Genomic DNA, 19,398 nt, shown 5'->3' on the forward strand with positions numbered 1-19,398 from the left:
CAGTTGAGGTAGATGAAATAGATTGACCGTGGTTCTAGAGTTTCAATCGCCTTTTATCACCGCTAAGGCTTGCAGACAAGCATTCTCCAAAAGTCATCAAAGCAAGTGACTTTACTTCTCGTTAATTCAACTTTTTAACTGCCAAATGTGAAGATATATGACAGAATCACAGTCTCCATTAAATTCTAACTCTGCTGCCGGACGTAATCTGCCACCAATGCCGCCGCCACCACCGCCAACCCCAACCTTTAGTACGCAGCGGCAGATGACACAAACACTCGATATGTCAATGGATAGGGGCACTAATTTGCCTGTTGCAGGTCATCGTCCGGGTAGTCCACCGCCAATACCTAATTCAGTTCGCCCTCAAAACAGCAGTCCAGAACTCACTTTAGAGAAGTTAATTAGAGAAGCTTACGATCAGGGATATTCTGACTTGCACTTGGGTGTGGGTGAACCACCCCGCTTCCGCAGCCGGGGAGAAATTCAATCAGGGGATTATCCAGAAACAGATAAAGAAACTTTTATGAGTTGGTTGCGGGAGGTGATGAGTGAGGGAGAAATTCAGCGCTTTGAAGAATCCTTAGAATTTGACGGAGCAACTCAATACGAATTTGCTCGCGTGCGGATTAATGTTTTTGGCTCCCTCAAAGGGCCTGCAATGGTGTTGCGGTTGATTCCGCTAAAAATCTTAACTATGGAACAGTTGAGATTACCCCCAGTTTTTCGGGATATTTGTCATCACCATAAAGGTTTAATTTTGGTGACGGGGCCCACTGGTTCTGGTAAGTCCACCACAATGGCAGCGATGATTGACTACATCAATAAGGAGATGGCCAAGCATATCATCACCATTGAAGACCCGATAGAATTTGTCCATCAAAGCCGCAAGTCTTTAGTCAAACAGCGGGAAGTGGGAATGCATACCCGGAAATTTGACAACGCTTTGAAAGCAGCTTTACGGGAAGACCCAGATTTGATTCTGGTGGGGGAAATGCGGGACAAGGAAACAGTTAACACCGCCCTAAAAGCCGCTCAAACTGGTCACTTAGTCATGGGAACCTTGCACACCAATAGCGCTGTCAAAACCATTGAGCGGATTCTCAACCTCTATTCTGGTGATGAACAGGATGCAATGCGGGTGGCAATTTCTGAGTCTTTAGTGGCAGTAATTGCTCAAGGTTTGTGTCGCACTACTGACGGTAAGCGGGCTGCTTTCCACGATGTACTGATCAATACTGAGGCAATTAAGGAATGGATCAAAGACGGTAAGTATGATGAAATTGGCGAGCTGATGAAACAAGCTGGCTTTGACGGCATGATTACGATGAATCAGTCATTGCTGAATCTCTATCAAGATGGACGAATCACTGAAGAAACTGCTTTGGAAATGTCACCAACTCCTAACGAAATGGCGCAGTTTCTCCGAGGTCGAGTTTAACGATTGGGGACTGGGGGCTGGGGACTGGGCATTGGTCAATATTTTAGTAGTCAGTAATTATTCTCCTCCTACTCCCTCATCTCCCTCATCCCCAGTACCCAATCCCCAGTCCCTAGTCGCAAATATCTTTCTGATCCTGGTTGAGGTTATAGCTAAGGTAAAAGGTAAAAGAGAGAATTTTTACTTTTAGTTCCCTAACCTCTGTGAATAACTTGACGACAAATAAACTATCTACACCCCAGCTGTTTAAAGGCATTGCGCTATTTACACCTGGAGGAGATTTAATTTACTGCATCGACCCTAGCAAGCAAGGTCGATGGCATTTGCATTTGTGTTCGGCTTTGCAAGAAATTCTAGATTTACCAGAGCCACCACACTTTTTAGTGCCTTGTTATACTGCAACTATTGACAATTGGTTAGATCCGCGCACTCAACAAGTGCGAACTTTTGCTGAAGCTTATCCGGCTGTAATTAGACACCAAACTTTGCTTAATGCTATTTTTGGCACAGGGGAATTAGTATGGCAAGCAGCTCCTTGGCAAGAGGGATTGTGCGATCGCATGGTGTTAACAACCTATCATTCATCATTTGGGCAGCTTTGGGAGGATCATGATTTAATTGTCCGTCTAGACCTTTCTGAACCTGTGCCAAAATATCACCAACCAGTAATAGTACAAAAAAAAGAAGCCATTACCCAAGGTTATGTTCTCCGCTTGTTTGTTGCCGGACATAGCAGTTCTACTGAACGCATTCTGCAAAATTTACACGAATTGTTAGAGCGATCGCTCGGACACCCTTATACTCTGAAGGTGATTGATGTTTTAAGTCATCCAGAACAAGCAGAACTAAATCAGGTTTCTGCAACTCCTACCCTTGTCAAGGTTTGGCCTCACCCAATTCGGCGAATCGTTGGAGAGTTGGATCGTGTAGAAAAGATTTTACAGATGTTAGCTGCTAAGGAAAAATTTTAACTAATCAGATTAGTTTTTTTTGCTAAGTGCCCGAATGGGTAGGTGTTGGTGAAGGGGTAATATCATGTCCGGTTGAAGACTTATCATTTAGAAGGCAGGGGAGCAGGGGGCAGGGGGAAAGAGGCTTTTGGGATTTTTGCACAGATGCGGTAATTATAAGTGATTAGCCGAACATGATATAACTACAAAAATGGCTAGATTCCCCTATCTGTAAGGATTTGAGAGCTTTATAACTTAAACCATCCGCGCACCTTATATCAACTAACTTTCAGCTATTTACAGTTAGCACAATTGCCTGTCTGAGAAAGTCGCAAAAAATAGCAAATTCTGTCGCTGTTTGGTCAGGAGTGAGAGGATGCGGCGGATATGATTCAGTGTTGTGTTAAATTGGCATTACCTGCTTGTAAAGCAAAGTATTGAACAAATGGGAGAAATTCATTATCGCAATCCAAAAGCAACTGATTAATTCACAAATCAAATCACCTAGCGTCTTCTTGATTGACCATGAGAATAACAATCGTGGTCTGATCGACACCAATGAGGCGTTACAGCTAGCCGAAAGCTTAGAGCTTGACTTAGTTGTAGTCTCCCAAGGTAAAGACGCTCCAATCGCGAAGATTCTCAACTATGGCAAGCTTCAATATCAAAAGAAAAAACGTCAGAGCCAAAGTGCTAGACCCACGGTAAAGGAAGTTCGATTCGGTCTAAACGTGGGTGTGGCTGATTACAATTTACGCATCGAACAAGCAGGTCAGTGGTTGAGTAAAGGCGATTCTGTCAAGTTCGCCATTCGTTTACGAGGCCGAGAACATCAATATCGTGACAAAGCGGGAGAGATGTTAGACCGAATTGCAAACGATCTCAGTCAAGTAGGTAAAATCCAGTCGCTGGATAAACGCGCCCTGGTTATTCAAGTCATTCCTGCCTAATTATCTGGCGATCGCTAGAGGATGTATTTGTGGCAGCTTGTAAGGAACGAAAAAAGCCGGAGATAGTACTGTAGCTTCTATGGAAAAAACAGTCAACTGTTACTCAAGGTAAATTTGATTTTCCGACCAAACAAGCGCCACGCGCCGGGATATAACCAATCAATCGGCGCATTTAGCGATTAGGTGTGTCAAAGCATCAATCAGGCGATCGCTTTCCATTGGTACAATGTCCTTTCCATGCATCACATCTTGAGTAATGTGAAAATGCACCAATGCTCCTATGAAAATTCTTGCTGTTGCTTCTGGGTCAGGTATGTTGAGTTCAGGAGCCGCTAAGTAGTGAGTGAGAGTTTCCGTTACTGGCTTAATTATCGCACGAACACAAATTTTAGCTAACTCAGGAAAACGGCCAGATTCCCCGATTAGGACTCGCATAAATGCACTATGTTCTTTGTCATTAACCATCTGCTCTAATGCTTTGGTTGCTACCTGGTGCAGTATGGCAGCTGGTTCTCCGTCAATAGGTTCTGTGCCAAAAATGGAGTTGTTTTTTTTGCTTGCCAGCTGCTCTATCAAGACTTTAAAAAGTCCTTCTTTGTCTTGAAAGTGGCTGTAGACTGTCGCTTTAGATACATTTGCTGCTACTGCTACCCGATCCATGCTTGTACCAGCATAGCCATGTTGAAGGAATTCTTGCATTGCCCCTTGCAGAATTTGCTCCACTTTATCAATAGAATTGTCTCGATCTACTTCGCCAGCTTTGATACGTACCATTTATTAATCATCCTTTCTTATAAACAATATTAATAGATGCTGCAAAATATCCCTGTACAAAATAGCGAAAATAAATATACTCTTCGATAAAGCCCAAAAGCCTCTATATATCGGCTTTTCTCTTTTCTACTTTCTTGTAATAAACAATCAATTTCAATTGTGAATAGCATTTTGCTGCATAATACCGAGCAAATTGATTGATGAGTTTAGTTATATCATATTGACTAAACTAGTCGGTTTAGTTTAGCATAAATTGAACTGGACAGTTTAGTACAAATTTCTACTTGACTAAACTAGTCGGTTTAGTTTAGCATAAATTGAACTGGACAGTTTAGTACAAGTTGCTACTGGTGGTAAGGGGAAAAGAGTATGGAGCAAAACAGAAATTCAGAGGGTTTAGGGTCTTCTCGGAATCCTTTGCGATCGCCTGTTCTACTTGCAATAATTGCGGCACTAGGAATAGGGGGAATCAGTTTTTATGCTGTGATGAAGTTTCAGGCTACAGCCAATGAAAAACAAAAAACACCAGTAGCAGTTGAGCCTGTGGTAAAAACAGTAACAGGATTAGGGCGGTTGGAGCCAAAGGGAGAGGTAATACAACTGTCAGCGCCATCTTCTGGTGAAGGAAATCGGGTAGAGCAACTATTGGTGAAAGAAGGCGATAGTGTCAAAGCTGGGCAGGTAATTGCAATTATGGATAGCCGCGATCGCTTACAAGCTACCTTGGGTGAAGCCCAAAAACAAGTTAAAGTTGCCAAATCTCGCCTTAACCAGGTAAAAGCTGGAGCCAAACAGGGAGAAATTGGAGTGCGTCAAGCTACTGTAAATCGTCTGCAAGTAGAACTAGAAGGAAACATTAAAACTCAGCAAGCGACAATTAATCGTCTAGAAGCAGAACTCTTTGGGCAACAACGGAGCTTGCAAGCAACAGTGGCTCGTGTCGCAGCCGAGAAACGTAATGCCCAAGCTGAGGTGCAGCGCTACGAGACTTTATATAAAGCAGGAGCAATTTCTAGCCAAGAAGTTGGTAACAGACGCTTAAACGCTGAAACTTCCACTCAAGCGTTAATTGAAAGCCAAGCCACTCAGACAAGAACTGTAGCCACCCTCCAACAACAGCTTAACGAAGCAAAAGCCAACCAAGATCAAACCCTCGCCAGCTTGCAGCAGCAGATTAAGGAAGCAAAAGCTAACCTGAATCAAACTGCTGAAGTCCGTCCCACAGATATAGCAAATGCACAGGCAGAGATAGACAGCGCTCAAGCCACCGTAGATAAAATTAAAGCAGAACTAGCGCAAGCATACGTTGTGGCTCCTAAATCCGGTCGAATTTTGGAGATTAATACGCGGGCTGGAGAAACTGTTGGTAATGAAGGAATTGTGGCTCTAGGTCAAACCGAGCAGATGTATGCAGTAGTAGAAGTCTACCAAAGTGATATCCAGAGAGTGCGTCCAGGACAGGATGTGCGGGTAAGCAGTGATTCTTTACACAATGAATTAGGGGGAAGAGTGGATTGGATTGGTATGCAGGTAAAGCGGCAAAATCTGATCAACGCTGACCCTTCTAGTAATATTGATGCCAGAGTAGTGGAAGTTCATGTGCAATTGAATAAACTATCCAGCCAAAATGCTTCCAGTTTTACTAATTTGCAAGTAAAGGCGGTAATAGAACTATGATTGGATTTATTCAACAACTGCGCCAGCGAACCCCTCTAGGATGGTTGCAACTGAGTCATGAAAAAAGCCGTCTCTTGGTGGCATTGGGAGGCATTGCTTTCGCTGATGTTCTCATGTTTATGCAGCTAGGATTTCAGAATGCCTTGTTTGAAAGTAATACTAAGCTTCCTAACAGTATACAAGCTGACATTCTCCTAATTAGTCCTCAAGGTCGTAACGTGTTAAATATATCCACCTTTACGCGACGGCGGCTATATCAGGCAATGGATGTACAGGGGGTGAAATCAGCAGAACCCATGTATATCAACTTTATCGATTGGAAGAATCCGAAAACACGCCAAAAGACATCTGTACTAGTTATTGGGGTCAATCCTGAAAAGCAAGCGTTAAGTTTACCGGATGTCAACAGACAGATAGATATGGTAAAGCTGCCAGATACCATCCTCTTCGATCGCGCTTCCAGAGGAGATTATAAAGAAGCGATCGCTCAAGTTGAACAAGGAAAACCTGTTACAAGTGAAATTGACCGTCGAACAGTTACCATTAGTGGCTTATTTTCAATCGGGGCTTCCTTTGGGGCTGATGGGAACTTAATTACCAGCGATCAGAACTTCTTGCGGCTATTTCCCGGACGACAAGCTAGTAGTGTCAGTATTGGTTTACTTGAACTACAACCAGGCTATGATGTCAAAGAGGTGAAAGCAGCTTTAGAATCTCATCTGGGTAATGATATTAAAGTCATGAGCAAAGCCGAATTTATCGAATTTGAAACAGATTATTGGAGAAAAAATACAGCCATCGGGTTTATCTTCAGCCTGGGTGTAGCAATGGGGTTTATAGTAGGCGTGATTATCGTCTATCAAGTACTTTCTACAGATGTGAATTCTCACATGAAAGAATACGCCACCTTCAAAGCAATGGGGTATAACAATCTCTACTTATTAGGTGTGGTGTTTGAAGAAGCGATAATTTTGGCAGTTTTAGGTTTTATTCCTGGAGCGATCGTACCTTTAGGACTTTATCATTTAACTCGTAATGCTACAAATTTGCCACTTTACATGACCGTTGCGCGAGCTTTGACGGTGTTAACCTTGACTATGATTATGTGTATGATTTCTGGTGCGATCGCCACTGGTAAATTACAGTCCGCCGACCCCGCAGATATGTTTTAAATTTGTCATTTGTCATTCGTCATTGGTCATTTGCAAAGGACAAATGACAAATGACAAATGACGAGCATCACCAGTAATCAAGCTATTTATGACTAGTCAACCTGTTATCTCTGTTAAAAATCTCGATCATTACTTTGGTTCTGGTCAACTTCGCAAGCAAGTTCTCTTTGATATCAACCTGGATATTAACGCTGGCGAAATTATTATTATGACTGGGCCTTCTGGTTCTGGAAAAACTACACTTCTCACCTTATCAGGCGGCTTGCGTTCTGCTCAATCTGGCAGCTTGCAGATATTGGGACAAGAACTTTGTGGTGCAAGTACAGCACAACTTACCCAAGTGCGACGCAATAACGGTTATATTTTTCAAGCGCACAACTTGCACGGTAGCTTAACAGTACTCCAGAACGTCAGAATGGGCTTGGAAGTGCATAATAATATTTCGCCGACAGAGATGAAAAGCCGGTCAGCCCAAATGCTAGAAGAGGTAGGATTAGGAGAACGCCTGAATTATTATCCTGATGATTTGTCTGGGGGACAAAAACAAAGAGTTGCGATCGCTCGTGCGTTGGTTGGTCGTCCTAAAATTGTCTTAGCGGATGAACCCACCGCCGCCCTTGACAGTAAATCTGGACGAGATGTGGTTAATCTCATGCAAAAACTAGCTAAAGAACAGGATTGTACCATTCTCTTAGTGACTCATGACAACCGCATTCTAGATATTGCCGATCGCATCGTTTATATGGAAGATGGCAAGTTAGTAAATGACAGTGCTGTTGTTGCAGCATCTTAAGCAGATTGCGAATCAAATAGGATTGCTATAGGAATTTTGTCGGGGCAATGCTTAAAAGCAAGTTCTATGTTGCTAAAATTAACAAAACCTTCGGAAATCATTAAATTCCAAATGTTAAATTGACCTTGGCTTGCGGTTTTACCAACAATCAAACCAACTGAATCATTAAATGGAAAGTAAGAGAAAGTTTTTACATTAAAAGATTCCAGGTTTTGCAAACTCTTACTCAATATATTAAATTCACCATTTTGGGAGGTATCCCAAAATGGTGAAATATATCCACCATCTTCATGACCAGGTAAATTAAAGCGGGAATCAGGCTCAATAATAACTTATAATGTTGCTAGAATTTGCTCTGTTTTTGGTTGCATGGTGTAATAGGTATAATTTAATTTTTTGTTGACAAATACTTTCGGACATAAGAAGCATACTTTCCTTTTGGCAGCTAGTCTCTATATTAAATGAATGATTTAGGAAGATGCTTGTAGTAAAGCTGATTGAAATGGTTGCAACAGAATGCCAAGAATTTTATCAACATCATTGATGTAGTATTCAACTATATCAATGTATGCTGTTAGTCCTTCCAACATTAAAAACCGCCAGTTTGTTCCACTAGTGACAACTCCATAGATTGTCTTAACTTCTTGTTGAGTATTTTGATTGAATAGTTGGGCAGCTATCATAGTGGCAATACATTGTCCTAAACCACCTTTGATATTTTCATTTTTCGCCTCAATAATTGTCAGTACAGGCGCTTTAATATAAAACTGTTCTTCAGAACCAGAGAGAATGAAATCACAAAATCCATTCAATCCTTTACTAGTATCTACATCAAAATCTGTTCCAGAAAACAGTGATATTTGATAATTTCGCTGTCGCCTAACTTCTGTAAGAACTGGCATAATTAGTAATTCTGAACGGGCTTTTTCAGTGTTGATTGCAGTTGCTAGTTGAGTATATTCTTCTAAAAGCGTTGTTAAGGTAGCAGAAGGTTGAATAGGCGGCACATCTTTGAATAGATTGCGCTTTTCATCAATTACAAGCTGAAACGTTTCTCGAACTTTGGCAAGTGTGAAATCACTGTATGCCATCTGCAACATCCTCAATTATTCACAACTAAACTCTAGCGGCTGCACAGACAATCTGGTTACTATCTTGACCAAGTTGCTGGCGTAAAACGTTTGGAGTTCCAGAATTATCAGCAACGGTGTAGCGTTCCAGCCAGGATGCGGACTGTGCTCCTTGAGTCAGCACTTCATGGGGAGTTAGGGGATTAAGCAGTGTCAAGAACCGCACAAAGGCATTTTCTGAACTCGCGTATTCTGCAAGTATGCTTACTAAATCATCAGTGCTGGGGTTGTAGAGGCGGTTGAGTCCGCGCAACGTGGGACTAGTTTGGCGGGTGGTGGGTTGGACAACTAAATCGCGGAGGGTTTCGCGGATGGGTGCAGGGGTGTTGGGATTTTGAGCAACTGCACAACGGACTTCGACTTTTTCATCCTTTGCCAATTGTGATTGTGAAAGTTCTGTATCGCTATCTTTATAATTCCCAATAGCAAACAGAATTAATACAGCAATCCTATTTGATTTGTGAGAATTGCAAGCTACAGGTGTCCCAATCTGGTTTGGTTAACGTTTTAATCTTTGAATGGGATTATAGCGGTTCTCGGCCCTTGTGAGGTACAAGAACCCCACCCTGCAAGCGAGGAGGGGAATATGATGTACCTAATATGAATAGGAAAAGCTATAATTCGTCAAAATTTGATACAAATTTCCACCGATCGTAATCACACCAAATTTTTTTGTTGTTTACTTAATTTGATTATGATTGTTGGCGATGTTACAACCCGAAATTTTAAAACCGTTTACTATACCTGAGTACTTTCATAAAACAAAAGTAGTTTGCTAAAAACATAAACCTCTAATTCGATAGAGATATTTGTTGTTATCCTAACCAGCTAAATCACTTTATCTAAGTAAAATCTCAACAATTTCTAAATTATTTTATGGACTTGGAAGTGATAAATCAACAATAACTGACTCAAGAAGTAGGAATTAGCAAACAAGTACGGAGAAAAGCCTAATCTGTTCTTTTTTCTGCGCCACTAGTTAAGAGGTAATCTATGGTGCGAAACTCAAAGCTAGGGTACAGAACGTTCCCTAAGTCTATTCTGCGTCCATCCGTTGCTATAGGTATAACTATATCTTTATTGGTTGGCGGAATAAGTTTTTATATAGTAAAACGCGGGCAAAATTATGCCAATCAAGAGGCACAAGTACCAACAACACAATTGTCACAGTTAAAAACGGTAACAGCTTTAGGGCGACTCGAACCACAGGGAAAGGTAATTAAACTCTCTGCTGCGGTGTCTGCAGAAGGAAGTCGGGTAGAAAAGTTGTTGGTAAAGGAGGGGGATAGGGTAAAAGCAGGACAAGCGATCGCAATTTTGAACAGCCGCGATCGCCTCCAAGCGGCATTAAAAGAAGCGGAGGAACAGGTAAAAGTAACCCAGGCAAACCTGAACCGCACCCAAGCAGGTGCTAAACACGGTGAAATTGCTGCCCAAAAAGCTGCGATCGCTCGTGTAAAAGCCGAACGTCAAGGTGATATTAATGCCCAAGCCGCGACAATTGAGCGATTCCAAGCCCAAGTGCGTAACGCCCAAGCAGAAGACGAACGCTATCAGCAACTATATCAACAGGGCGCAATTTCCGCCTCCCAACGAGATAACAAGCGTTTAAACTTGGAAACTGCCCAAAAAAGCTTGCAAGAAGCCCAGGCACAGTTAAATCGTACCCAATCAACTAGTCAGGAACAAGTTAAACAAGCTACAGCAACACTCAATGAAATCGCTGAAGTGCGTGGAGTGGATGTAGAAGCCGCCCAAGCAGAAGTCAATCGTGCCGTAGCAGCCATGAATCTGGCAAAAGTCAATCTTGAACAGGCTGTAGTGCGATCGCCCCAAAATGGACAGGTATTTGAGATCCATACCCATCCTGGGGAATTAGTATCAAATGATGGCATTGCAGATATTGGACAAACCAGCCAGATGTATGTCATTGCCGAAGTCTACGAAAGCGATATCGGCAAAGTGCATTCAGGGCAGCAAGTGCGAATCTTTGGTGATCACCTCCCGATTGAATTGCAGGGAATCGTAGATCGCAAAGGCTTGCAAGTGCGACGACAGAATGTCACTAACACAGATCCCGTCAACAATATCGACAACAGAGTAGTAGAAGTCCACATCCGACTAGATGAAACTTCCAGCCAAAAAGCCGCCACCTTAACTAATATGCAAGTTAAGGCAGTAATTGAATTGTGAAATTTGTCATTTGTCATTTGTCATTGATCATTTGTCAGGAATTATTATTCTCTCCTGCTTCCCCTGCTCCCCCATCTCCCCCTGCTCCCCCTACTCCTCACTTCTTATGATGGGATTAATTAAACAACTGCAACGACGAACTCCTCTAGGATGGCTGCAACTGAATCATGAAAAAAGCCGTCTTTTAGTGGCATTATCAGGCATTGCCTTTGCGGATCTTCTGATGTTCATGCAGCTAGGCTTTCAAACTGCGCTGTATGACAGTAACACCAGATTACATCGCAGTTTGCAAGCAGACATTGTTTTAACCAGTCCCCAAGCCCGTAACTTACCAAGCTTGTCTACATTTTCTCGGCGGCGACTTTACCAAGCAATGGATATACCAGGGGTAAAGTCGGCCCAAGCAATGTATTTCAACAACACAATCTGGAAGAATCCCCAAACGCACCGTGAGACAGGGGTATTAGTTATCGGCTTTAACCCAGACAAGCCAGCCTTTGACTTACGCGATGTTAACCAGCAATTACAAGCGATCAAAATGCCGGATACCGTGTTGTTCGATCGTGGTGCAAGAGGAGATTATCAAAAAGCGATCGCTCAAATTGACCAAGGTAAAACCCTGACTACCGAAATAGAACGGCGCACAATTACCATTAGTGGCTTATTCCAAGTCGGGGCTTCCTTTGGCTTTGATGGCAACCTGATTACCAGCGATCAAAATTTTTTGCGGCTATTTTCTGGGCGACAGTCCAGCAGTGTCAGTCTAGGTTTGATTCTTTTGAAACCAGGTTATGAACCGAAAAAAGTAGCAGCAATGCTCAAAGCCTACCTCAGAGATGATGTCAAAGTATTAACCCACGCCGAATTTATTGAATTTGAAAATAACTTCTGGAGAACAAATTCCCCAATTGGGTTTATTTTCAGTCTAGGTGTATCAATGGGGTTTGTGGTGGGTGTGATCATCGTCTATCAAGTCCTTTCTAACGATGTTAATGCCCATATTCAAGAATACGCCACCTTTAAAGCAATGGGATATCGCAATTACTACCTGCTAGGTGTAGTGCTTGAAGAATCGTTGATATTAGCAGCACTGGGCTTTTTCCCCGGATTAGGAGTTTCCTTAGCGCTTTATCAACTGACTCGCAGTGCTACAAATTTACCTATGTACATGACTGCGATTCGGGCATTGCAGGTGCTAATACTGACCATCATTATGTGTACAATTTCCGGTGCGATCGCCACCCGCAAACTCCAAGCCACCGATCCCGCTGATATGTTTTAAATTTGTCATTCGTCATTGGTCATTGGTCATTTGCAAAGGACATAGACGCGCTAGCGGTGAAGCAGCGCGGTCTTGGGGGTTTCCCCCATAAGCGACTGCTGTTAGCGCAGCGTTAGCGACGCAGGAGCGTCACCCGAAGGGCTTCCCGCAGGGTAGGACAAATGACTAATGACGATCGTCACGAGTAATCGATCTATTTATGACTAGTCAATCCATCATCTCCATCCAGAATCTCGACCACCACTTTGGTCACGGCTCACTCCGCAAGCAAGTTTTATGTAATATCAACTTAGAGATTAACGCTGGTGAAATTATTATCATGACTGGGCCCTCTGGTTCTGGAAAGACTACCTTGTTGACCTTGGTGGGTGGATTGCGTTCTGCCCAATCTGGTAGTTTGCAGGTGTTGGGACGAAAACTTTGTGGTGCTAGTGCTGAAGAATTAGTGCAAGCGCGACGCCATAACGGTTATATTTTCCAAGCACATAACTTGCATGGTAGTTTAACAGCACTCCAAAACGTCAAAATGGCTTTAGAATTGCACAAACATCTTGGGTTAAAAAAGATGCGAGCTAGGTCAGCCCAAATGTTAGAGCAAGTAGGATTAGGAAATCATTTACATTACTATCCTGGTCAACTGTCTGGGGGACAAAAACAACGAGTAGCGATCGCTCGTGCTTTAGTCAGTCATCCTCAAATAATCCTCGCAGATGAACCCACCGCCGCCCTTGACAGTCAATCAGGCCGAGATGTAGTCAATCTCATGCACAAACTAGCAAAAGAACAAGGCTGTACCATCTTGATGGTTACTCATGACAACCGCATTCTAGACATTGCCGATCGCATCGTTCACATGGAAGATGGCAAACTCAAGTCAAAAGTAATACTATCAGCCTAAAGTTCATTAGCGTATGCCATAATTGAGAGTTGATTTATAAAGTAAATCTGAAGTGTGACATGGCAGACTCACATTTTTGCCTTAATATCACAGTTTTTTGCCAACTAAAGCGCTATTATCAGCAAATATTAAAATATTTACGACTAGTATATAGTTTAATTTATCCTCACTGACTTACTCACCTAGTTTAAGTAATTTCCCCATATCAATTTCAACCTAAGAATGTGATATTAGTGTCCAGTTGAAAAAGTGTCCAGTTGATTCCAAGATTTCTTTCAAGTATTATTTATGTAATCACAGTTAAATTTTATGCTCATTGCCAATGTCATACACCTTGGTTATTAGAGTTCAGACCAATTTCCTAAAATTACAGATAAAATGATTCGCCCTTGCAATCCATAAGTACCTGGAGAATTTCCAAAAACTTATGATTGTCAGCAATATTGGCTTTAAGCAAGAAACACTAGCGATAATAAGCTAATCTATTTTCCAATACAAGCAAGGGTTTTTTTTGTAGTTCTATGATTATTGAGAATAGCGCTAGTAGTTCAAACAAAAAGTTGCTCAGTTTTGATGTCAAAACTTTGACAGCCAATTGCCGTGCAATAAATATGTTAAAGGGAATATTTGCTGTTCTCCCGATCACCTTGGCATTGCCTGTAGATGCTTTGCAAGTAAAGGTAATTCCAACTAATCCTAAATTAGGGGATACACTCTCGGTGGTGATTAATCTAGATAATCCAGAGAATGGTAGAAATCCAACAGTAGCCAGTGGTAAAAATACATACCCAGCCTTTGAAATTGCACCTGATCAGTATCGGGCTTTTGTTCCCACAACTCCACTAGAAAAAGCTGGAACTAGAACACTTCGGGTTGCAGGGGATGGTCAAGTGCGAAACTTGGCAGTGAATGTGCTTAATCGTAAATTCCCCGTACAACGCATTACTTTGCCACCGGGCAAAGCCGGAGTGGATGCCACAGAGTATGAACTGAAGCGTGTGGCGGCTTTTAAGGCGCTACAAACACCAAAAAAGTATTGGAATGGAGTATTCCTGAAGCCAAATGCAGGGCGGATGAGTACAAACTATGGTGTACGTCGCTACTATAATGGTACATTTGCAAAAGACTACTATCATCGTGGTCTTGACTACGCTGGTGCTGCCGGTTCACCGGTAATTGCCCCAGCCGCTGGGCGAGTTGCTTTGGTAGGTAGGGTATCCCAAGGGTTTCGGATACACGGTAACGTAGTTGGCATTGACCACGGTCAAGGAGTAACCAGTATTTTCATGCACCTGAGTCGTATTAACGTTAAAGAAGGTGATTTTGTGAAAGCTGGTCAACTAATTGGTGCAGTGGGTTCAACAGGTGCTTCCACGGGACCACATTTACACTGGGGTCTATATGTCAACGAAAAATCTGTTGATCCAACACCTTGGCGAACTAAGGTTGTTAACTAGTAGAGGCAGAATTGATCCTGTCTTTGCATAATTTGTGTATTTTTTGCTGAGAATTACGCAAAATAAATTGGATTGATACCGTCCCTACCTTGCTTGGCTAACATAAATGATGATAAGCGTTATGAGCATCGAAAAAATTGTAGAACAAGCTCTCCAGGATGGTTATTTGACACCAGCAATGGAAGCAGAAGTCGGTAGAATCTGTGATAACGCCTCGGAACTCTCAATTGAAGAGTATATGGCGTTGGATCGGCTGATGGGTGCGCTATTAACTGGTGAGGTAGTGGCGGTACCTCGCAAACAATTCATTAACGTGATGGAAGAACTGGTACTGACAGAAGCGATCGCCCGAGTCGCAGAAATTGAAGCCACCAGCGAAAGTTCTTTAGATGTCGGGGATATTGCCGCTTACGCTCTCAATCGGCTACCACCTTTGTATGCTACTACAGAAGAGGGTGCTAACTTCCAGCGCCAAACGGCTCAGGCACAACTGCAAGACTTAATTTCTCAACAAATAAGTGAGGCGATTAACCGTTATCTTGATCGACCCAATTTCTTCCCAGAACGGCAAGCCTTGGGCAAAAACACTGGTAATGAGGTTGTACGCCAAGTTAGTGCTTTACTCCAAACATACGCACCTAACTTTGAGCAAAAATTATAATTTTAAGAGTCATTAGTCCTTTGTCCTTTGTCTAAAACAAATGACAAAGGACAAAGGACTAATGATTTTTAACTAATTAATCACGTACTAACACTTTTGTCCCTAAACTCACTTGCTCATATAACAATCGGACATCAGAATTACGCATTCTTAGGCAGCCGTGGGATACAGCCGTTCCTACCAAGTCAATATCCGGCGTGCCATGAAAGCCAATTTCATTCCGTCCATCTGACCAAAAACCAATCCATCTATCTCCCAAGGGACTATCTGTACCAGCCTGAAATACTTTGCCAGTAATCGGGTGACGCCAGATTGGATAGTGTCGCATGTGGATCACCTGGAAAGAACCTGTGGGGGTTTCCCAACCTTTCTTACCAATAGCAATGGGATAGCTGGCTATTACCTCATCTCCTGCGTATACATAAGTGCGGCGATCGCTTAAATCAACTATCACTTGGGCCTTGACATTTGCCAGCCTATTAGATGGTATTTGTTGGGCTGAAGCCTGAGACCACAGACCTTTTGGCCAACTATCCGCAACTGGATTTTGTCTTTCTACTTGTGCCACCAGCCGCGTCTGAGTTGGTAGGTCGCTTGCTTTAGCTAGATTATTCTTAATAGTTTGGGGCTGAGTTTGAGGCTTAATGGTAGAAGGCTTGAGTGTAGAAGCTTTAGGAGTAGTTGCTTTCGCCAGATTCTTCTTAATTATTTGCGACTTAATGGTAGAAGCCCTACGAGTAGTTGTTTTAGCTAGATTCTTCTTAATTATTTTTGATTTAGTTTTAGGTTTAATAGCAGAGGACTTTGGTGTAAACACCCTCTGGGCAGTCGAGCCTTGGGTAACTTCATCAGGTGGCACAGATCCAGCCAGTGCAATTTCCCCCAAACTCACTTGGGAAAGATTTTTGTAGACTCCCTCTGTCCGACTTCCCCTAAGATTGGTTCGGGTAGAATCTCGCTGCATCAAAGTAGATGCAGACTTCTCATACTGCTGTTTTGCCGTACTAATGCGCCAATGGACAGCTAAGGATAAAAATGCTGTGCCAAAACAAAGCACCATTACCATACGCCCTACAGATTCGTTTCTTACCATTGCCATCGCCTATTGTTTATCCCTGACATATCCAGCCGAGCAATTGGATGAGTTCATCATCCAATTATCAAAAATTTATCAATACTTATCATTTCCTTTGTAAATCTGCCAACACTTCTGGGCAAACTAAGACTATGCAAATTGTCCCAGCGGCAAAATTCCAAGTGAGCAACCCCATTCCTCAAATATTCTGAGGATCGTAAGCCTCTCCTCAGACTTTTTGGTGGAAATCTTGAAATGTCGCAATCAATCATTAATGGTGTGGGTGGATGAAAAATCATGTTTGAAAAACTATTGCTAGCGGTAACAATTACATTTTCCCTCAATTTCTTTTTTCAAGTTCGCGTACCAGAGCAACATAACTCTAGTGCTGCCTTCGGGTTACAACCAGAACAATCAGCAACTATTCTGGTAACGAAATCAAAAAATTAAATCACCATCTTAGCAACCACAGCAACCTAACTTCCAGAAATTATTACCCGAATTTTAAAGGTATCAAGAAGTTAAAATTACAAACTTTTATCTTCATTTTTATAGCCAAATTTAATTATTTTGATCAAGCGTATATACCCAGTTGCTAAAAGTACTACAATGTGCATCGTGTCGCGCCTTTGCTCGTTGCTGGGTCTTAGGCAACTATGGGAGCAGTATAAGGAAAAGTGGCTCTGCTTATTGCTATAAATGTATCCAAAATTGTATGCTTCAGTGTTCCAGTCATAAATCCGTCACCTGAACATGGAACTTCTGTCTCATTAGCAGGTCTAATAGATAGGGATGATTTAGAGCCAGTACGATCTATGAGTCAATCGATTACTGTATCCTGGTCAACGGTTGATGCAAAGTATCCAGAAGCATCAGTGCAAGTTGACAAACTCCCTAACCACGATTTAATTTTGCGCTGTCAAGCCGGACTGCGACCAGATCGTGCTGCTTTTGCGGAACTATTACGCCGCTATCAAAGTCAAGTCGATCGAGTTCTCTACCACCTGGCTCCAGATTGGCCTGACAGAGCTGATTTGGCTCAAGAAGTTTGGATTCGAGTGTATCGGAATATTAACCGATTACAAGAGCCTGCTAAATTTCGGGGCTGGTTAAGCCGCATTGCCACCAACTTGTTTTACGACGAGTTACGGAAACGCAAGCGGATTATGAGTCCTTTGTCACTGGATGCCCCCCGTTCCTTAGAAGACGGTGAGATGGATTGGGAAATCGCTGGTGATACCCCAGGTCCTGAGGAAGAACTGACAACTAGAGAGTTTTACGAGCAATTGCGGGAAGCGATCGCCGATTTACCAGAAGTTTTTCGTACTACCATTGTCCTCAGAGAAATCGAAGGCATGGCTTATGAAGAAATTGCCGAAATCACTGGAGTTTCTCTAGGAACTGTGAAGTCAAGAATAGCCAGAGCTAGATCGAGGCTGCAAGCCCACTTGCAGAATTATCTAGACTCCTAATTTACAGCATCTTGCCTCTGCCCAATGGCAGAATTTAAGCATAGATTAAAAATTACTAGAAAGACGTAGATTGTTTCTGCCTTTAGGAGGAAAATTGCCTAATTTTCCCAAAATTCCCGCCCAGTTTACCCGTGTATGAATTGGTAATAATGTTAAGATGACTACTGATTCTCAGTTTTACGACCGTTCTCCTTTGCAACTTCCTCAAGATTTGTCAGATGGAATGGCCAAGCATACCAATGAATCAACGGGTCTTATGGATATGGTGAAGCGCGATCGCTTCGAATTATTAAGTGCTTACCTGGATGGTGAAGTCACAGCCACCGAACGCAGGCAAGTAGAAGAATGGCTAGCAAATGATGCCTCAGTTCAATGTCTGTATGCTCGACTGTTAAAGCTGCGCCAAGGCTTGCGGACGCTCCCGGTGCCAGCAGCCCAACAGTCGCCAGAAGAAACAGTTCAGCAAGTATTGACACGTTTGCGCCGTCGCTCCAGTTTAAACTGGATGGTGGGAGCTGCGGCCATTGCCGCTTGCGCGATCGGTGCAGTATCTGGCTTAGTAGGTGGTGGTTCGATGGTGCCGCAACTGGCACAACGACCACAAAAAGAACCTATACAAACCTCCTCAGCGTCTATAGTTCCCCCTTCGCCGCTGATGGTGGGACTAAATAACCCGGTAATTGAAATTCCGAAAGCAGCAGTAGCCTCTCCAGAAAATTCAATTTATCAGGTACAGCCGCAACGACACGACCCCAAACAGGATATAAACTAATCGCAAAGTTAACAGTTTAACGAAACGCAAAAGTCCCCACCCTCAACTCTTAGTAGGGTGGGGATAGGGAGCGGGGGATGAGGATTACATCTGGAATTGATTTTTTACGCAAGTAAAAACAAAACTTTGGGGTTAAACTACAGCCGCTCCACCAGCCACCAGGTTGGAGGAAGCCTCCTAATTGCTCAACTTGCTCTAGAGTCATTAAATAAACCCAAGCCCAACTATAAGAGAGCGACTGTGGCTCATAAACCTCGATAATTTGTCGATTATAGAGGTTTTCTGGCGTTTGTCTATTAGGCTGGTAATCTTCGAGCACATCTAGCTCATTTAAAATCTTTGGGTTGGAAAAAGAGAGTAAATACCCGTAAACTTGGCTATCCCCTAGCGTCATCGCTGGGTAGCCCATTGGCAGAGCAAATAATTTGCCTTGTACAAGAGCTATTTTGACATCAACTACTTTGCCACTACAGTATCTTTTATAGTTAGCTTCACCTGGTTTGAGCGTGCCGTAAACAAAAACCTGCACCAAATCAGTAAATTTTAGATTTGATTCAACCATCGCCTATTTTAACCATCTGAATTTCTTTGCCTACTATCTACAACATAGAGGCAGATACGATAACAGATTCAGTAGGAGGATTTTTGGTGAATTCTCCATAGAATTGGTCAGCAATAAAAACCTATCATAGTAGATACCT

Annotated in this window: 20 protein-coding genes; 14 read left to right on the forward strand and 6 right to left on the reverse strand. The window is 42.6% G+C overall.

Annotated elements, in window-relative coordinates:
- Positions 1-157 precede the first annotated feature (157 nt).
- The 3 genes from RMY63_RS18725 (at position 158) to infC (ending at position 3,341) form a co-directional block, all read left to right on the forward strand.
- Complete coding sequence (locus RMY63_RS18725; RefSeq protein ID WP_322730142.1) at positions 158-1,441, forward strand: type IV pilus twitching motility protein PilT; 1,284 nt, start codon at positions 158-160, stop codon at positions 1,439-1,441.
- A gap of 203 nt (positions 1,442-1,644) precedes the next feature.
- Entirely contained in the window at positions 1,645-2,412 is a 768-nt protein-coding gene (locus RMY63_RS18730) for a circadian clock KaiB family protein (protein ID WP_322730143.1), read from the forward strand.
- 416 nt (positions 2,413-2,828) lie between these two features.
- Positions 2,829-3,341, forward strand: coding sequence for a translation initiation factor IF-3 (gene infC / locus RMY63_RS18735; protein WP_322730144.1), 513 nt, complete (start codon positions 2,829-2,831; stop codon positions 3,339-3,341).
- 159 nt (positions 3,342-3,500) lie between these two features.
- Here the strand turns inward: infC and RMY63_RS18740 are convergent, their stop codons facing one another.
- Positions 3,501-4,115 carry a TetR/AcrR family transcriptional regulator gene (locus RMY63_RS18740; protein ID WP_322730145.1) on the reverse strand — a complete coding sequence of 205 codons (615 nt, stop codon included), beginning with the start codon at positions 4,113-4,115 and terminating at the stop codon, positions 3,501-3,503.
- A gap of 369 nt (positions 4,116-4,484) precedes the next feature.
- On the opposite strand from RMY63_RS18740, the gene RMY63_RS18745 reads away from it, so the two are divergent.
- From RMY63_RS18745 to RMY63_RS18755, 3 genes are all read left to right on the forward strand, one after another.
- On the forward strand, positions 4,485-5,792 hold the full coding sequence (locus tag RMY63_RS18745) for an HlyD family efflux transporter periplasmic adaptor subunit (protein ID WP_322730146.1): 1,308 nt from the start codon (positions 4,485-4,487) through the stop codon (positions 5,790-5,792).
- Positions 5,789-6,964 (forward strand): ABC transporter permease DevC, encoded by a 1,176-nt coding sequence (gene devC, locus RMY63_RS18750; protein ID WP_322730147.1) that lies wholly within the window; start codon positions 5,789-5,791, stop codon positions 6,962-6,964. Before RMY63_RS18745 ends, devC (RMY63_RS18750) begins: the two co-directional genes overlap by 4 nt.
- 88 nt (positions 6,965-7,052) lie before the next feature.
- Positions 7,053-7,757, forward strand: a complete 705-nt coding sequence (locus tag RMY63_RS18755; RefSeq protein WP_322730148.1) for a DevA family ABC transporter ATP-binding protein — start codon at positions 7,053-7,055, stop codon at positions 7,755-7,757.
- Here RMY63_RS18755 and RMY63_RS18760 read toward each other — a convergent pair.
- The 3 genes from RMY63_RS18760 to RMY63_RS18770 all read right to left on the reverse strand — a co-directional run bounded on the left by RMY63_RS18760 (position 7,754) and on the right by RMY63_RS18770 (position 9,266).
- Complete coding sequence (locus RMY63_RS18760; RefSeq protein ID WP_322730149.1) at positions 7,754-7,975, reverse strand: hypothetical protein; 222 nt, start codon at positions 7,973-7,975, stop codon at positions 7,754-7,756. The genes RMY63_RS18755 and RMY63_RS18760 overlap by 4 nt on opposite strands.
- 252 nt (positions 7,976-8,227) lie before the next feature.
- Complete coding sequence (locus tag RMY63_RS18765; RefSeq protein ID WP_322730150.1) at positions 8,228-8,848, reverse strand: hypothetical protein; 621 nt, start codon at positions 8,846-8,848, stop codon at positions 8,228-8,230.
- A gap of 25 nt (positions 8,849-8,873) precedes the next feature.
- Complete coding sequence (locus tag RMY63_RS18770) at positions 8,874-9,266, reverse strand: hypothetical protein (protein ID WP_322730151.1); 393 nt, start codon at positions 9,264-9,266, stop codon at positions 8,874-8,876.
- A 617-nt stretch (positions 9,267-9,883) separates the two neighbouring features.
- Here RMY63_RS18770 and RMY63_RS18775 point away from each other — a divergent pair.
- From RMY63_RS18775 to RMY63_RS18795, 5 genes are all read left to right on the forward strand, one after another.
- Positions 9,884-11,080 (forward strand): ABC exporter membrane fusion protein, encoded by a 1,197-nt coding sequence (locus RMY63_RS18775; RefSeq protein ID WP_416212534.1) that lies wholly within the window; start codon positions 9,884-9,886, stop codon positions 11,078-11,080.
- Between the two features lie 109 nt (positions 11,081-11,189).
- Positions 11,190-12,362, forward strand: coding sequence for an ABC transporter permease DevC (gene devC, locus RMY63_RS18780; RefSeq protein ID WP_322730199.1), 1,173 nt, complete (start codon positions 11,190-11,192; stop codon positions 12,360-12,362).
- 199 nt (positions 12,363-12,561) lie between these two features.
- Positions 12,562-13,260, forward strand: a complete 699-nt coding sequence (locus tag RMY63_RS18785) for a DevA family ABC transporter ATP-binding protein (protein WP_322730153.1) — start codon at positions 12,562-12,564, stop codon at positions 13,258-13,260.
- Positions 13,261-13,781: 521 nt separating this feature from the next.
- Positions 13,782-14,717: a M23 family metallopeptidase gene (locus RMY63_RS18790; RefSeq protein WP_322730154.1), complete on the forward strand. Its 936-nt coding sequence runs from the start codon at positions 13,782-13,784 to the stop codon at positions 14,715-14,717.
- A 121-nt stretch (positions 14,718-14,838) separates the two neighbouring features.
- A complete protein-coding gene (locus RMY63_RS18795; protein WP_190909652.1) occupies positions 14,839-15,378 on the forward strand; it encodes a late competence development ComFB family protein in 540 nt (179 codons plus the stop codon).
- A gap of 76 nt (positions 15,379-15,454) precedes the next feature.
- On the opposite strand, the gene RMY63_RS18800 is transcribed toward RMY63_RS18795, so the two are convergent.
- Positions 15,455-16,099 (reverse strand): L,D-transpeptidase, encoded by a 645-nt coding sequence (locus RMY63_RS18800; protein WP_416212535.1) that lies wholly within the window; start codon positions 16,097-16,099, stop codon positions 15,455-15,457.
- A 651-nt stretch (positions 16,100-16,750) separates the two neighbouring features.
- Here RMY63_RS18800 and RMY63_RS18805 point away from each other — a divergent pair.
- From RMY63_RS18805 to RMY63_RS18815, 3 genes are all read left to right on the forward strand, one after another.
- On the forward strand, positions 16,751-16,903 hold the full coding sequence (locus RMY63_RS18805) for a hypothetical protein (protein ID WP_322730155.1): 153 nt from the start codon (positions 16,751-16,753) through the stop codon (positions 16,901-16,903).
- Between the two features lie 365 nt (positions 16,904-17,268).
- Positions 17,269-17,925, forward strand: coding sequence for a sigma-70 family RNA polymerase sigma factor (locus RMY63_RS18810; RefSeq protein ID WP_322730156.1), 657 nt, complete (start codon positions 17,269-17,271; stop codon positions 17,923-17,925).
- A 157-nt stretch (positions 17,926-18,082) separates the two neighbouring features.
- Positions 18,083-18,697 carry an anti-sigma factor family protein gene (locus RMY63_RS18815; RefSeq protein ID WP_322730157.1) on the forward strand — a complete coding sequence of 205 codons (615 nt, stop codon included), beginning with the start codon at positions 18,083-18,085 and terminating at the stop codon, positions 18,695-18,697.
- A gap of 49 nt (positions 18,698-18,746) precedes the next feature.
- On the opposite strand, the gene RMY63_RS18820 is transcribed toward RMY63_RS18815, so the two are convergent.
- Positions 18,747-19,259 carry a gamma-glutamylcyclotransferase family protein gene (locus tag RMY63_RS18820; protein ID WP_322730158.1) on the reverse strand — a complete coding sequence of 171 codons (513 nt, stop codon included), beginning with the start codon at positions 19,257-19,259 and terminating at the stop codon, positions 18,747-18,749.
- Positions 19,260-19,398: the final 139 nt, after the last annotated feature.

The sequence above is a fragment of the Nostoc sp. ChiQUE01b genome, from assembly GCF_034531255.1.
GTDB lineage: Bacteria > Cyanobacteriota > Cyanobacteriia > Cyanobacteriales > Nostocaceae > Nostoc.